The sequence below is a fragment of the Hufsiella ginkgonis genome (assembly GCF_009834915.1).
GTDB lineage: Bacteria > Bacteroidota > Bacteroidia > Sphingobacteriales > Sphingobacteriaceae > Hufsiella > Hufsiella ginkgonis.
In genome coordinates, this window is record NZ_WVHS01000002.1 from 484,365 (window position 1) to 499,938 (window position 15,574).

At 50.0% G+C, this 15,574-nt stretch carries 14 protein-coding genes; 9 read left to right on the forward strand and 5 right to left on the reverse strand.

Translation table 11 applies throughout. The annotated features are described in order from the left end of the window. Position 1: 1 nt before the first annotated feature. Together GS398_RS08835 and GS398_RS08840 are read right to left on the reverse strand one after the other, a co-directional pair. Positions 2–520: a DUF3347 domain-containing protein gene (locus GS398_RS08835; protein ID WP_160906405.1), complete on the reverse strand. Its 519-nt coding sequence runs from the start codon at positions 518–520 to the stop codon at positions 2–4. Positions 521–605: 85 nt separating this feature from the next. Beyond that, positions 606–1,115, reverse strand: a complete 510-nt coding sequence (locus GS398_RS08840) for a hypothetical protein (protein WP_160906406.1) — start codon at positions 1,113–1,115, stop codon at positions 606–608. Between the two features lie 434 nt (positions 1,116–1,549). Between GS398_RS08840 and GS398_RS08845 the strand changes: the two genes are divergently transcribed. Both GS398_RS08845 and GS398_RS08850 read left to right on the forward strand, forming a co-directional pair. Beyond that, positions 1,550–2,620: a sugar transferase gene (locus GS398_RS08845; RefSeq protein WP_237488144.1), complete on the forward strand. Its 1,071-nt coding sequence runs from the start codon at positions 1,550–1,552 to the stop codon at positions 2,618–2,620. A 72-nt stretch (positions 2,621–2,692) separates the two neighbouring features. Then, entirely contained in the window at positions 2,693–3,739 is a 1,047-nt protein-coding gene (locus GS398_RS08850; protein ID WP_160906407.1) for a glycoside hydrolase family 43 protein, read from the forward strand. On the opposite strand, the gene GS398_RS08855 is transcribed toward GS398_RS08850, so the two are convergent. Next, positions 3,705–4,718: a Gfo/Idh/MocA family protein gene (locus GS398_RS08855; RefSeq protein ID WP_160906408.1), complete on the reverse strand. Its 1,014-nt coding sequence runs from the start codon at positions 4,716–4,718 to the stop codon at positions 3,705–3,707. The two genes, GS398_RS08850 and GS398_RS08855, sit on opposite strands and share 35 nt — an antisense overlap. A 92-nt stretch (positions 4,719–4,810) precedes the next feature. Between GS398_RS08855 and GS398_RS08860 the strand changes: the two genes are divergently transcribed. Beyond that, positions 4,811–5,005, forward strand: a complete 195-nt coding sequence (locus GS398_RS08860) for a cold-shock protein (protein ID WP_160907085.1) — start codon at positions 4,811–4,813, stop codon at positions 5,003–5,005. 124 nt (positions 5,006–5,129) lie between these two features. Here GS398_RS08860 and GS398_RS08865 read toward each other — a convergent pair whose 3' ends face one another. After that, positions 5,130–7,691 (reverse strand): phosphoenolpyruvate carboxylase, encoded by a 2,562-nt coding sequence (locus tag GS398_RS08865; protein ID WP_160906409.1) that lies wholly within the window; start codon positions 7,689–7,691, stop codon positions 5,130–5,132. 300 nt (positions 7,692–7,991) lie between these two features. Between GS398_RS08865 and GS398_RS08870 the strand changes: the two genes are divergently transcribed. The 4 genes from GS398_RS08870 to GS398_RS08885 are packed head-to-tail and all read left to right on the forward strand — an operon-like array spanning position 7,992 to position 13,246. Next, positions 7,992–9,134 carry an FIST signal transduction protein gene (locus tag GS398_RS08870; protein ID WP_160906410.1) on the forward strand — a complete coding sequence of 381 codons (1,143 nt, stop codon included), beginning with the start codon at positions 7,992–7,994 and terminating at the stop codon, positions 9,132–9,134. A gap of 16 nt (positions 9,135–9,150) precedes the next feature. Continuing rightward, entirely contained in the window at positions 9,151–10,686 is a 1,536-nt protein-coding gene (locus GS398_RS08875; protein ID WP_160906411.1) for an ATP-binding protein, read from the forward strand. A 3-nt stretch (positions 10,687–10,689) separates the two neighbouring features. Beyond that, a complete protein-coding gene (locus GS398_RS08880) occupies positions 10,690–11,277 on the forward strand; it encodes a TMEM175 family protein (protein ID WP_160906412.1) in 588 nt (195 codons plus the stop codon). Positions 11,278–11,296: 19 nt separating this feature from the next. Then, positions 11,297–13,246 (forward strand): tetratricopeptide repeat-containing sensor histidine kinase, encoded by a 1,950-nt coding sequence (locus GS398_RS08885; RefSeq protein WP_160906413.1) that lies wholly within the window; start codon positions 11,297–11,299, stop codon positions 13,244–13,246. A gap of 138 nt (positions 13,247–13,384) precedes the next feature. Here the strand turns inward: GS398_RS08885 and GS398_RS08890 are convergent, their stop codons facing one another. Further along, the gene (locus GS398_RS08890) at positions 13,385–14,230 is read right to left on the reverse strand and encodes a sugar phosphate isomerase/epimerase family protein (protein WP_160906414.1); all 846 of its coding nucleotides are present in this window, start codon (positions 14,228–14,230) and stop codon (positions 13,385–13,387) included. 137 nt (positions 14,231–14,367) lie between these two features. Here GS398_RS08890 and GS398_RS08895 point away from each other — a divergent pair, with 137 nt between their 5' ends. Both GS398_RS08895 and GS398_RS08900 read left to right on the forward strand, forming a co-directional pair. Further along, positions 14,368–14,679 (forward strand): hypothetical protein, encoded by a 312-nt coding sequence (locus GS398_RS08895; protein WP_237488146.1) that lies wholly within the window; start codon positions 14,368–14,370, stop codon positions 14,677–14,679. An 85-nt stretch (positions 14,680–14,764) separates the two neighbouring features. Further along, entirely contained in the window at positions 14,765–15,553 is a 789-nt protein-coding gene (locus tag GS398_RS08900) for a M90 family metallopeptidase (RefSeq protein ID WP_160906416.1), read from the forward strand. Positions 15,554–15,574 lie beyond the last annotated feature (21 nt).

Consider the following 15,574-nt stretch of genomic DNA (forward strand, 5'->3'; position numbering starts at 1 on the left):
CTCATTTTACCACCTCTTTCACTTCACCGCAGGTCAGCATTTCGTCGCCGTAATAGGGATTCCTGATCTCTTTCTCGGAAGCCAGCCAGTACGCGCCTTTGCTGTCGTTTGCCATCGGGCAGTACTGCACAAAAATGTTCCCCCTGGTAAGACCGGCGTGTTTGATCACCGGGATCACCTCCCCGTTCAGTATTACAAAACCCTTCCGCTGCGCCTCTATCGTAGCGGCGGTAGCTATGCCCGAAGCCACTTTCGCCGCTTCTTCACAACCAGCTATCTGTTGAAGGTCGGCGGCTACGGAAGCACCTGCGCTGGCCGCCGTAGCAGTATCTGCTTTAACCAGGGCATCTTTTAAAAGGATGTAGTTTGCATACAGGCGGTTGGTTACCGCATCGCCGATCACGACGTGTTGTGCGGTGATAATAGTGTCTGTTTTTTCGGTCGTTTTCGTAGTAGGCGACTGACATGCCGACAAATAAATTCCGGCCGCCAGTATGACGAATAGGGGTGATCTTTTCATAAACTTTTTTGTAAAGCTATAAAAATTAACAAAAAAAGCCCCGTCTCACACAGGTGAGACAGGGCTTCGTATCAAATTCGACGTGTTAGTTCAGGGCAAAACCATAAGCTACGCGCAGCGCAACATGTCCGAGCGTGCTTCCGTTAGCAGAAAACCCTTCATAACGAAGTCCGAGGTCTACGCCATTGTTAAAACCAAGGCCGATACCCGGAGCCCATACGATCGCCGTTTTCTGGCCATCATCGGTACCGAAAGCCGGGCCAACTTCACCCGAGAAATAGAACCTTTCTACCGGGAAGATCTTTATTCCCGCTTTAACAGGAATATAACCAACGCTGCCGGCATTTTCACCGTCACGCGAAAAATTGGTATAACCTACTGTCAGCATACCGCTTACATTGGAGGTAAAGTCCTGCTGTAAACGGGCGTCACCGCCGAGGGAAACGTTATAACCGTCAGTGGTAGGTATGCCTGCATTGAAGCCAAATCCCAGGCGGGTACTTTTGGAATCACCCGCCGACTGTGCATAACCTGTTGTGTAAACTAAAGCGACTACAGCTGCTGCAGAAGCTATTCTTTTGATCATTTTATTCATTTCTTGCATTTTTAGGTAGTGATGAAGCTCCGCGGAGCCCTCTTTGTTTCTCAGCAGCAGCTCTAACGGTTTTCATCACCTTGATTTTTTATTGCTGCTGATACCGACTAAGTGCAACATCCATACCATTATGTTAGTAGATAGCATTAATTTTTGCATATTGCAGGGAATAAACACCGTAATAGATTCATACAGAGCCTTCCCGCTTTATTATGACGCGGGAGCGCGCAAGATGGGCATCGGTGACAGTGTCCTTTATTTTTAGCAATAGATGACTAGAATTATTTACATTCTTTTAAAATATCGCCAGACATTTTAAAAGATTTAAATTTTATTTATTTTTAGGGCAGAATCACCGGAAACAATCTATCCACCATAACAAAAGATTAACCAATCAAGGCGCGCAAGCAACTATGAATACTGAAGTTATCAATATGTCCAATTCCGATATCGGGATGAAAGCGAGCGTAGTATATGCCGGTTCGTCATTAAAGAACCTCCTTGCTGCCGATCTTGGTGCCCAGTTCCGGATCCAGACAGCCATGCCGACGGCCGATTTGAATACTTACCTGAGTGAACAGTCGCTGTTAAGCTTGCCCGACATCATCCTCATCGAAACCGATCCTGCCGAAGAATGCTTTAAAGCTATCGGGAAGATCCGGAAAAACCCGCTGCTTCAAGGCCTTATCATCGTACTCGTTTCGGGCGAGAAGCGCAACGAGTGGAAACAAAAAGCCTTTGCCTTAAAAGTACACGATTACTATACTTACCCTTTCCCTACCGAAGATCTCTGTGAAAGACTGAACTTCCTGGTTAAATTCAGGTTGATCAAGCCCCGTTTGGCGAAATTATCGGAAGAGGTCGACGTAACGTATAAGACTCCGACGTTTAAACGGTATTTCGACATCCTGGCATCAGGCTGCGCCTTACTGGTGTTGTCGCCTATCTTCCTGATCGTAGCCATCGTGATCCGCCTCGAGTCGAAAGGAAAGATCATCTACAAAAGCAAGCGCGTAGGTACCGGTTACAAGATCTTCGATTTCTATAAGTTCCGCTCCATGCGCTCGGACGCCGACAAGATGCTTGCCAGCATGGCTTCGCTTAACCAGTACGACGACGTAGAAAGCGCCGACGGAAAATCGGCCTTCGTAAAGATCAAGAACGATCCCCGGATCACCAAGGTGGGTAATTTTATCAGGCGTACCAGCATCGACGAGCTGCCGCAGCTGGTAAATGTATTTAAAGGCGATATGTCATTGGTGGGTAACAGGCCCCTTCCGCTGTACGAAGCGGAGATGCTTACCTCTAACGAATGGTCTATGCGTTTCCTCGGGCCTGCCGGCCTCACCGGCCTATGGCAGATCAGTAAACGCGGGCAAAAAGAAATGTCGGAACGTGAACGTAAAAAACTCGATAACTTTTATGCAATCAACCATTCCTTCTGGCTCGACATGAAAATAATTATCGGTACGATCCCCGCGCTCCTGCAAAAAGAAAAAGTTTAATCACCCAACCCGCTTTAATCTTTCAACTTTAACCTTTTTCCTATCTTTACGACACACTTAATAAATGTCGTAATGACAATTCAAACTTCAACCAAGGGATCAGCAATTTTTTACCAGCCATTAACTGTTCTAAAACAAGCTGTTAAATCACTCCTTCCGGGCGTACCGTTTCTTTGGTCGCTGTCAGCGCTCGCAGGCGGCAATCCCGTTGTGGATACGCTCATCAAAGCGAACGGAAACCCGATCTTCACCCATAAATTCACGGCCGACCCGGCAGCTATGGTGTACGATGGAAAAGTATACCTGTATACCGGGCACGACGTAGCTCCCGCGAAGCGGAACGGTTATGAAATGCACGAATGGCTTTGTTTTTCGTCCCCGGATATGGTAAACTGGACCGAACATCCTTCCCCGTTATCGGTTAAAGATTTTAAATGGGCCAAAGACGATGCGTGGGCCGCACAGGTAATCCCCTATAACGGGAAATTCTACTGGTATGTAGCCATCACCCATGCCACCGTCCCCGGTAAGGCGATCGGCGTAGCTGTTTCCGATAGCCCGACAGGTCCTTTTAAAGACGCGATCGGTGCGGCGCTGATCACCAACAACATGACCACGGCACAAACCAGGATCAGCTGGGACGATATAGACCCCACCGTGATCATCGACCGTACCGGGCAGCCCTGGCTTTTCTGGGGGAATACCGCTTGTTACTATGCCAAATTAAAAAAGAATATGATCGAGCTCGATGGCCCGATCAAAACCGTCAACCTGCCTAATTTCACCGAGGCGCCCTGGGTACACGAACGAAATGGCTGGTACTATCTTTCATATGCCATTCATTTCCCGGAGAAAACGGCCTATGCCATGAGCCGCAACATCGAAGGCCCGTGGGAATACAAAGGGATCCTGAACGAGCTCGCCGGGAACTCCAACACCAACCACCAGGCCATCATCGACTTCAAAGGCAAAACCTACTTCATTTACCATAACGGAGCATTGGTGCCCGACTACGGCAGCTTTCACCGCTCGGTTTGTATCGATTACCTCTATTACAATAAAGACGGAACCATGAAACGGGTAATTATGACATCTGAAGGAGTTCCAGCTGCCAGATAACCTGTTCTTCTTTAACCGGGTAAGGCACCCCGTTGCGGATCTGTACATGTACCGCGTCAAATAAACCCATATAGTTGCCTTTGGGTGCCGTAATGGCGGAGGTAGTTTTCGTACCGTCGGGGGCAACTACGGTAAGCGCACCTTCGCTACCGGCATGCTCCACACCGTACGATGCATCGGTAGGCAATGTACCCGCATCAAGCTGCGCTTCCTGCACATCCACCCGGTCTTTGATAAATGAACCGTTAGCGCCATGGATTACGAAAGAAGGCAACGGCTTAGCTGTTAACAGGCTGGAGGTGACGAACACATTCACGTTCCCCTCAAAGGTAAGCTGGAACGACATGTAATCGTCTACCTTCGAGCCCTCCCTGAAGGTACCGGTTACCTTCCTGCTTTGCAGCGGTTTGCCAAACAAGCTGATCACCTGGTCGAGCAGGTGCGGGCCAAGGTCGTAAGTAAGACCGGTTGCCGGTACGAGCTCCTCTTTAAACTTTTTTACACTGATCTCGCGGCGGTAGCGGTCGAACCGGAAGTTCACCTCGATCAGCTTCCCCAGCTCTCCGCTTTCGATCACGCTCTTTACCGATTGAAAATCGCTGTCCCAGCGCCTGTTCTGGTACACCATCACGTGCCTGTCCATTTCACGGGCGAGGCTAAACAGTTCTTTGCCCTCAACAGCCGTGGCGGCGAACGGCTTTTCTACCAATACATGTTTGCCTGCCAGCAAAGCCTGTTTGGCCAGCGGATAGTGCGTGTCGTTCGGCGTGTTAACGATCACGAGCTCCAGGGCGTCGTCGGCCAGCAGGGAAGCCACATCGTCATAACTGATCACGCCCGGGTAGCGTTCGTTTACTTTTTTTACGGAACGCTCTGTTACGGAGTGAAATTTGAATCCCGGGTGAGCGGCTACAAATGGGGCATGAAAGATCCTTCCAGACATGCCATAAGATAAAATTCCTGTTGAAATGGGTTGCATACGGCAATATTACGGTTTTAAGAATAATTTCCCGGCGGGATGATAATCCGATTTATATAGCTATCTTGCGCCACAAATTAATATTTAATACAATGCAAGAAGGTACAGTAAAATTTTTCAATGAAACAAAAGGATTCGGTTTCATCATCCCGTCAAACGGTGGTGAGGATATTTTTGTTCATTCCTCAGGCCTGATCGACAAGATCCGTGAAAATGATAAAGTAGAATACGAGTCAGAAAGAGGCAAAAAAGGTCTTAACGCAGTTAATGTTAAGGTAGTAGGTTAATCCTTAACTATTGATGATCTTTATAAAGCGCCGTAACAGGCGCTTTTTTTGTGCTCCGACCTTTCCGGGATTCAATTGGGTCAGGCATAAAAATTAGGGACTAGCCATAAAACCAGTCCCAATCCTACGCCAGGTTCCTTCCCGCGTTCACAATACCATAAACCGTCCTGATCACCAGTTTATGGTAGATAGACGCCTGCTCTTCGTCGGTTATCTCGTTCAGCTTCTGCAGCGCATAATGCTGGATGATCACCAGCGGCAGCACGATCTTTTCGCGGATACCGATGGATTTACGCTCGATCGGGTACTGCTCCATCAGCATGCAGTTGCCGGTAAGGTCGAGGATCATCTGGTGGGTAAGATCGAACTCCGCACTCAGCCTTTCCCAGAAATGACCGAACTGCGCGTCCTGCTTCAGGTAGGACGTGACCCGGAAATCGGATTTCGACATAGACATCATGCAGTTATCCACAATGGTTTTAAACTGGCCCGACTGTTCGTAGAGGTCCTTTACTTCGTGCCACAGGCCGTCGTCTTTGGCTTTTTTCAGCGCCGTTCCTACCCCGTAGAAACCCGGAATATTCTGTTTAAGCTGGCTCCAGGCCGTTACGAAGCTGATGGCGCGAAGATCTTCGAGTTTTAGCTCTGAGCCGGAGTTACGCTTAACCGGGCGACTGCTGATATTGATCTGCGAAAGCAACTTCAGGGGACTGTGGTTTTCAAGATATTTGAGAAACAGGGGATCCTCCCTTAAACCTACGAAGGCTTTGTAACTTTCTTCGGCCATCTGGTCGATCAGCCCTTTTTGCCCGCTGTTCAGGGTATCCTTATCATCGGCCTGCCGCGAAGAGATGATCCCTGCGTTTATCAGCTGCTCCATGTTATAGTACGCCGTATCGAAAGAACCGTACTGGCTGCTGATGGTCTGCCCCTGTATGGTCAGCTCGATGTGCTCGTTGGCGATCTCTTTACCCATGGTAGCATAAAAACGCTGGGTTTTGCCGCCGCCACGTGCCGGCGGCCCCCCGCGGCCGTCAAAAAAGGCCAGTTGAACGCCATACTTGCGGGCGATGGCGGTAAGGCGGATCTTTGCCTGGTAAATAGACCAGTTAGCCATTAGGTAACCTCCATCTTTCGTGCTGTCCGAGAATCCAAGCATAATAACCTGGCGATTGCCACGTTTGGCAAGATGTTCCTGGTAGAACGGGTGCGTATATAATCTTTCCATTACATCCGCCGACGCGTGAAGATCTTGTACCGTTTCAAACAAGGGCACGAAATCAACGGTTAGCGACTCTTTCTTCCAGCCACTCCATAAAAACAGGTTGATAAGCTGGAGAATATCCGACGCCTGCTGGCAATTGCTGATAATGAACCTGTGAGAAGCTTTTTCGCCGCCCGCATGCTGCATCTTTTTCATCAGGCGAATGGTCTCGAGGGTATCTTTCGCCAGGTCGTCTGCATCGGCGGCGCAGGGATGATCTTCCTCGGTAAACTGCAGCACTTCCAGTTTCTCCTCTTCCGAAAGCCCGTCGTAACCCGCCGGGAGTAGCCCTTCGCTGCGGCAGGATTGGTGTGTAGTACGCAGGATACGGCTATCCTGCCTGATATCAAGCGAAGCGAAATAACAGCCAAACAGTTTTACTTTACGGATCAGGTCGTCGACCTTTGCCACGAACAGACCATCGTGATCTTTGATCAGCACGTCTTTGGTTTGCTGCAGGTTCTCGATGATCTCCGCCTGGCGGTCGCTCGGGTCGGCTACATTGTTAAAGCTGTTTTCGTAGAACAGGTCCTGGAGGTTATTCATAAAACCCTCTACACCCCTAAAGGTGATGCGGCGCTTCAATACCCTGAAATCACGGTAATAACACCGGAACAGGATCTTACGCAGCAACTCGGCTACCGCCCTGGTGCTCCCCGAGTTTACGTTCGGGTTGCCATCACGGTCGCCGCCCGGCCAGAAGCCAAGCTCGATCAACTGGTGCGTATCAAAAAGCGGCACATCAAACTCGTTCTCGATCTGCGACTGGATGGTAGAAGCCACCGTATAAAATACATTCTCGAGGAACCAGGCCAGACTGATCGCTTCGTCAACCGGCGTAGGCTTATTTTTATTAAAGAACGGCGTTTTTCCCAACTGCTGGAGCAGCTGGTTCACCATGTTGATATCGTTGGTCTTGAGGGCCTCGGTCAGGTCAGTAATGATCGACAACACCGTACCCGGGTAAAACTGCGTAGGATGAGCGGTGAGCACCAACCGGAGTGAAAAATCCTTAAACTTTTCGATCAGCTCCTTTTTCAGCGCCGGGTTTTCTGCCACCTGCCGGAGCAGCACTTCGAGGTTCCCGGTTTCTTCAGAGCGCCCAGTGCGGGTAAAAGCCGAATCTTCGATGGCATCGAACAATACCACCTGCCGCTCAATGTAACGGATAAAGCGGAACAACAGGTCGAACCGGTCCGAGGCCTGCACATATTGCTCGTACTGCCCGAAGAAACTGGCGATGATGTCTTCCGGCGAAAGCTGCTGCTTCACTCCTTCCTCGCAATGCGACGTGAAAAATGGCAGCAGCATCCCGGTATGTTTTACCTGGTAAAAGGGCAGCGTGAGGAAAAGGCTGTTGTATAATTCGAATCTCGTAACCACTTCACTGGCAAAAACGGCTTCCTTTTGACTGAGTTTCATATGATCTTATCTATTTGGCCGATAGCTATTGACTATTGGCTTTGTTGTCTTTATTCCTGTGCGTAAAACCTGTAGCTGAGCTGTTGCGGTGCCACCGGTTACCAGCCGTCAGCTAATAGCCAATACACGCGCCGACAAAAATAGCAGGTTAATCGTGACTGTGAAATAAAAGTTAAAAAGCGTTCCTCATGCTTAAAAATTAATCGCTCCGGGTTTTAAAAAAGTATGGCCGGCATGATAAATATTCGTATTTTTATTCGCCGTTTTCCTGCGGGCCTTTAAATTAAACAACACACAGTAATGAAAGTTCTCCAGCATCATTTTGTGCACGACCAATGGAAAGATCTTCCTTCGGTTAACGCGTCTGAAGCTTCAAATTGTCAGCTGGTTTTGGCTTTCGGATCGTCGGAAGCGATTGTGAACCCGGCGGTTTTCAACTATCTCCGGGAGAGATATCCAAACGCTGCGCTCGTTTTTTCCTCGACAGCCGGCGAGATCATAGATGATTCAGTTTTCGACGACAGCGTGGTGGCCAGCGCCATCGAGTTTGAAAAAACCACCGTAAAATCGGTAACCACCCGGGTAACAGACCATGCCAGCAGTTATGATACCGGCGTGTTCCTGATGGAACAGCTATCGGCGGAAGATCTCTGCGGCGTATTCATCATTTCCGACGGTACATTCATCAATGGCAGCGAACTGGTTGCCGGTTTTAACAGGGACAATACCCGCAATATCCCGGTAACAGGCGGCCTCGCCGGAGACGCCGCGCGCTTCGCCAAAACATTTACGGGTCTTAACCAGGTCCCCGCGCAAGGTAACGTAGTGGCCGTAGGCTTCTACGGCAGCAGCCTGCAGGTAGGACACGGATCTTTTGGCGGCTGGGACGAATTCGGCCAGGAACGCACCGTAACGCGTTCGGAGAAGAACGTGCTTTTCGAGATCGACGGCAAGAACGCGCTCGACCTTTACAAACATTACCTGGGCGATTACGTAAATGAGCTGCCCGGCTCTGCGTTGCTCTTCCCGCTTTCGCTGAAACTCGCAGGCTCGGAAAAAAACCTGGTACGCACGATCCTGAGTGTGAACGAAGCCGAAAAATCCATGACTTTTGCAGGCAACCTGCCCGAAGGCAGTAAAGTGCGACTGATGAAGGCCAACTTCGATAAGCTGATCGACGCGTCATCCACCGCCGCCAGTGATTCGTTTACCGCCATTAAGGACCATCACCCGGATTTCGCCATTTTGGTGAGCTGCGTGGGCCGCAAGCTGATCCTCCAGGAACGCACAGACGAGGAGATCATTGCCGCCAAAGACGTGCTGGGCGCACAGGCATCCATCACCGGCTTCTACTCTTATGGAGAAATTTCTCCGTTCGGTACGGGTTCGCAATGTGAGCTGCACAACCAAACCATGACCATCACCAGCTTTAAAGAACTATAATACGTACTTGCGAAAAATGGAATACCATCATATACTAAGCAAGCAGATCAGGAAATTACTGCCCGAAGCTTACCTGCAGGATCCGGTGATGCTTAGCTTTCTTGAAAATATCAGCACCTCCTACCATTCTTTCGACCGGTCGAAAAAGATCGCGGATCACGCGTTTAACCTGAGCGAACGTGAATACCAGGAAGTAAATGCCAACCTGATGCGCGAGAACGAGATCCGCCAGAAATCGATCGGCGAGCTGAAAAAAGCGATCCGCTCGTTATCACCTGAACCGGTGGAAGGGCTCGACGGTTCAGACGAAGACCTGATCCATATGATCGAATACTTGCAGGCGCAGATCCTGAAGGCCAAAGAATTGGAATCGGCGCTGATCGTTTCCAAGGAGCTGGCCGAGAAAGCCGCAATCGCCAAGTCGCAGTTCCTTTCCACCATGAGCCACGAGATCCGCACGCCGATGAACGCCGTGATCGGGTTCACTCACCTGCTCCTGCAGCAGGACCCGCGCCCCGAGCAGATGGAATACCTGAAGCTGCTTAAGTTCTCCGCCGAAAACCTGCTGGTGCTCATTAATGATATTCTCGACTTTAACAAGATCGAAGCGGGCAAGATCGAATTTGAAGAAGCCGATTTCAGCGTGCGCGAGCTGGTGAGCAACATCCGCCTGGCGCTTCTCCAGAAAGCGAACGAGAAGGACATTAAGATCAAGCTGATGCTGGATGAAGACTTGCCGAACGTGGTAAAAGGAGATCCTGTCCGCCTTGGGCAGATCCTTACCAACCTGATCAGCAACGCGGTAAAATTCACCAAACAGGGCAAGGTGACCATTATGGCTTCGCTCGGCAAAGCGACCGGCAACACGACCGTGATCGATTTCGAAGTGTCAGACACCGGCATCGGCATTCCGCCGGAAAAGATCGAGTATATATTCGAGAGCTTCGCACAGGCTAATTCAGACACCACACGCAAATTCGGCGGCACCGGCCTCGGCCTTACCATTACTAAACGCCTGCTCGAACTGCAGGGCAGCGAGATCAAGGTAAAGAGCACCCCCGGCGAGGGCTCGGTATTCTATTTCAGCCTGGAGCTTAAAAACAGCGACCACAAAGAAGTGGTAAGTACCTACTCAGGCGAGTCTTCCGTTCCGGTTAAAAGCCTGAAAGGCGTAAAACTGCTGATCGCAGAAGACAACCAGATCAACGTGATCCTGGCCAAACAGTATATGCGCTTGTGGGATGTGGAATGCGACGTAGCCGAAAACGGCGAAATCGCCTATACACTGGTGCAAACCAACGACTACGACATGGTGTTGATGGATCTCCAGATGCCTGAAATGGACGGTTATCAAACAACCATGGCCATCCGTCAGCTCGAGGGCGATAAATTTAAGAACCTCCCTATTATCGCGTTAACGGCATCGGCTATGCTTGATATCAAGGACCAGGCATTTGTGGTAGGGATGAACGATTATATCAGCAAACCGTTTAATCCCGACGAGCTGTACCGGAAGATCGCGTCATACGCCCGGCTTAAAGAAGCGTCGTAACCTATGGGAAAAGGACGATTAGAGGCCTTTAGCGATGGGGTGATCGCCATTATCATCACCATTATGGTATTGGAAATGAAAGTGCCCCATGGCGATTCCATCGGGTCGGTGAAACCGTTACTGCCTGTGTTTATGAGCTATGTGCTCAGCTTTATCTATACCGGTATTTACTGGAACAACCATCACCACATGATCCACGTGGCAAAGTCTGTGAACGGCGGGATCCTTTGGGCCAATCTCCACCTGCTTTTCTGGCTTTCGCTGATCCCGTTCGTAACAGGCTGGATGGGCGAGAATCATTTCGCCCGGTGGCCCGTCGCTTTTTACGGCTTAGTGCTGCTGATGAACGGTGTGGCGTACGCAATTTTGGCCGGTGCGCTGGTTAAGCAGCACGGGAAAGATTCGCTGCTGGCGGAGGCTATCGGGAAAGATACCAAAGGCAAAATATCTGTGGTGATCTACGCGCTCGCCATTACTATTGCATGCTTTAACAACCCAATGATAAGCCTCGGATTGTATACGCTGGTGGCGCTCGTCTGGCTCATTCCCGACCGGCGGATAGAAAACCTCGTAACAAAGAAAGAACCATAATTAACCTTTCTGTGTACCTTTGCAGGAAGTAAGTATGTTCTTCAAGCGTTTCTCCTTATTTCTCGCCTTGATCAGTCACCCGGCGTCGGCACAGGAAGCCCCGGTGAAAGCACCCAGCATAGCGGATTACGAAAAACTGGTAAGCGGCTATCGGTATTATAAACCTGATTCAGCTATTTTCTTTGCACAGAAAGCCATCGGTCATGCCCGCAAAACAAGCGACAGCAACGGCGTAGCCAGGATGCTGAACCAGTTGGGTATGATCGACGATAATCTCGGCAGGTACAACGATGCGCGCAAAAAGTACCTCACTTCCCTTGAATTGTTTACCCGCCTCGGCGATAAAAAGGGAATGGCCGCCGAGAATATCCGGCTTGGTGTGGTGGAGCTTCGCAAGGGCAGTTACGACAAAGCGATCGGTTACTTTCTACAGGCGCTAAAGATCAGCGAACAGGCAAAAAACACGCCTGGTATGATGGAAGCCTACATCACCCTCGGCGAGGCTTATCTTGGTCAGCAAAAATACGATACCGCCATTAACTACCTTAAAACCGCCGAAGGGCTGAACGATATACTGCCCTTTTCGAGCCTGACCCTGAACCTTTACAACGATTTTGGCGCCGTTTACCGGCAGACGGGCAACTTCCCCCTGGCAGAGGCCTATTTACGCAAAGGCATCGGCCTGAGCAATAAGCCGGAACTGCAGGGACTGTTTATTACGCTTACCAACAACCTTGCGGCTCTTTATAACAGGAAAGGATTAAAAAAGGAATCGATCGCCCTGCAGCTAACAGCGTTGCAAAGGGCGCGCGAGATAAAAAACTATATCCGCGAGCTGCAGGTTCTTACCAGCCTGGCAGATACTTACGGCCAGGACAATGCCGCCAGATCATTGAGCTATTTGGAGGAAGCACTCGCCCTTGCGCGCGACAAAAACGCCCATAAACAGGAAATCGACCTGCTCGACCGGTTAAGCAAGCTATACCGTTTCCTGGGCAGGCAGGCCGAAGCCCTCAAAATGAAAGAAATGCAGTACGAACTGGCCGATAGTTTCTTCTACCGGAACATGACCGAAGAGATCGCCAACCTGCAGGCAGCGTACGAGCTTGATAAGTCAAAGGCGCACATTAAGGAGCTTAAATACGTAAACAACAGGCAGCAGCTGGAGGGCAACGTGAGTTTGGGGATTACCGCCGGTATGATCGTATTGCTGGCCGTGGTGGCTACCTTCTACTACCGCACCCGTAAGTTGAATAACCTGCTAAACAAGCTGAATACACAGCTCGTCGAATCAAACTCGGTAAAAGATAAACTGTTTTCGATCCTCGGGCACGATCTTCGTGCGCCGATTTCCTCCATCATCAGCTTGCTCTACCTGGTTAACGAAGACGATCTTTCCGCCGACGAGCGCAAGGACGTGATCAACCGGCTTGCCGTTAGCAGCAATGCCTCGCTCGAAACGCTGAACAAGCTGCTGAAATGGGGAGAAACGCAGATCAAGGGCATCCTGCTCAACCCCATGGAATTTCGTCCGAAAGAAGTCATTGCACGCACCATCGCACTGTTATCTGTGGACGCGGAAAAGAAGTCGATCACGATCGAGGACCTTTCGGGCGAAAACGAAACGATCTTTGCCGACCCCGATCACTTTGAGTTCGTAATGCGGAACCTGATCTCGAACGCCATCAAGTTCACTCCCGAGCAGGGAAGTGTGACCGTCAGCACCTCGCACGAATTAAAAAATTGCCTCACCTTTCATGTAAAAGACACGGGCGTAGGGATCGATCCCGCACGCATCCCTAACATCTTCACCCTGGCAAATACCAGCACCAAGGGAACCAACAACGAAAAAGGCACCAGCCTGGGGCTTGTGATGTGCAAAGAATTTATCGAAGCCAACCACGGAAAGATCTCGGCAACGAGTGAGCCCGGACAAGGAACGGAGTTTATTTTTTCGCTGAGGACATAGCGTCCGCCCTTTTCCCGGCGTACGGCTTTTGTCCAAATAGCGATATCCCTTCAGCGCCGGGAGATACCCGCCCAATAGATAAGATCGTTCCGGAAGCCTGTAGTTACCGGTAGTTGCTGCCGATATCCGGTATAATCGCTAAGCGAGCACGTTCTTTAAAAAATCAAGCCCATTGGTGGCGATGCTTTCCTGCGAGGGCTCGATCTGGCGCCAGATAGCTGCGGCGCGGGCGATCACCTTCACGTCGGGGGTAAAGGATTCGATGTTTACGCTTCCCTTGTAGCCAACTTGTTTTAATGCGCGTACGATGGCCGTCCAGTGGATATGGTCGTTCCCCGGGGTACCCCGATCACTTCCGCAAGCGTGGAAATGGAACAGGCGTGACCCTGCTTTCAGGATGGCATCTGCCTGGTCCTTTTCTTCTATGTTCATGTGGAATGTATCGAGGTGCAGACCGAGTGCGGGGCTCCCCACCTCGCGTACCATCTGCAGGCCCTGGTCTACGGTATTCATAAAATCGGTCTCGAAGCGGTTGAGCGGTTCCATGGCGATCTTAAGGCCGCGCTCTTCCGCATACGCCGACAGCGTTTTGAGGTGCGCTTTCACCGTTTCCCACTGTTGCCGGTATTCGTCGGGCGAAACGGCATCGGCCCTGCCAACCGATGAGTAAACAGGTCCGCAAAGCACCGATGCGTTTAACACGACCATGGCATCCATCAACCCGGTAATATAATGCAGGGCATTCTGCTGTTGATCGGCGGTTCCCCGCAAATCGGTATCAGGGCCGGTAGCGGCACATACCACATGACATTTTAACCCGTTATGGTCGAGCTCTTTCCTGATGTAGGCGGCATCGATATGCGCGGCATTTTCCAGGGCGATCTCTACGGAGTCGAACCCCCAGTCCTTAAATCGCTTGAAAAGTCTTACAGAATCGTTGTTAAAAGGTGAAGTAAACAGATAGGTGTTAATACCAATATTCATATGTACCGGTTAGTCGAAATAAAGGTAAATAAAGATCGTTACAGATCATGCCTGCGGGCTGCAAAAGTGCCGCCACTAAACGTTTTTAAAACTGTTCGGTCAACTATGTGTTTTTATTGAAACAATTGAAAAAAAACATGAAAACATTCATAAAAATCGCAGTATTGGCTGCCGCCATCGGCTGGGGCAACGATAGCTTCGCACAGAAAAAAGATACGCTGAAGTTAGATCCCGATTCGAAGATTAAAAAAGCTGCAAAGGCAGTTGGTAACAAAACGGCAGAAACCGCCGTGAAAGGGACCTCAAAAGTGACGGATAAAACCTATAAAGACAAAGTAGGCCCCGGTGGACAGACGATCTACATCGACAAACACGCCAAATATTACTACGTGAACAAAAAAGGCGGCAAGGTTTACGTAACCGCAGCACAGCTAAAGAATAAACCTTAGTAATCTGATGGCTAATGGCTGATAGCTGATTACTGATAGCTAACTCTGATAACCCGATCATGCAGTTAATCCGTACTTTAGCTGCATGATCAAATTCGTTTTAATACTGGCGGGCCTGTTAGTTCTTTATTTTATTCTAAGGAGCAGGAAAAAAACCGCACTTGCGGAAACAGGCCGCCTTACGCCGCAGCAACAGGAGATCCTGCGAACCCGCGTAGATTATTACGACGAGCTAGCCGACGAGGATAAGCGCCTGTTCGAGCGTCGTATCGCAGATTTTTTGCAATATGTTCGCATTGAATGCGTAGGCGCCTCACTTACCGATACCGATCGCGTGCTGGTAGCTTCCAGTGCGGTGATCCCGGTTTTCGGTTTTCCCGGGTGGCGATACCAGAACCTTACCAACGTGCTGCTATACCCCGATACCTTCGATGAAGAATTCCAGTTTCAAGGCGGCAAACGCAACATCACGGGCATGGTAGGTACCGGCTATATGAATGGGCAGATGATCTTGTCGCGTGCGGCATTGCTTAAAGGTTTTTCCAGCGCTTCAGGAAAGGAGAATACCGCGATCCACGAGTTTGTTCACCTGGTGGATAAATCGGACGGATCTACAGACGGCGTACCCGAAACCGTGATGAAATATGACTACAGCGTTCCCTGGCTTAAGTTGATGCATGGGGAGATGCGGCGCATCCAGCAGGGAAAATCAGACATTAATCCTTATGCGCTCACCAACGAAGCAGAGTTCCTCGCAGTAGCGTCCGAATACTTTTTTGAAAAGCCCGGTAAGTTCAAAGAAAAGCACCCGGAAATTTACCGCCAGCTAAGCGAGATCTTCGACCAGGACCCTGCCGGCACGGATCATAAGTAGAAGAACTGTAGTACTCATGAT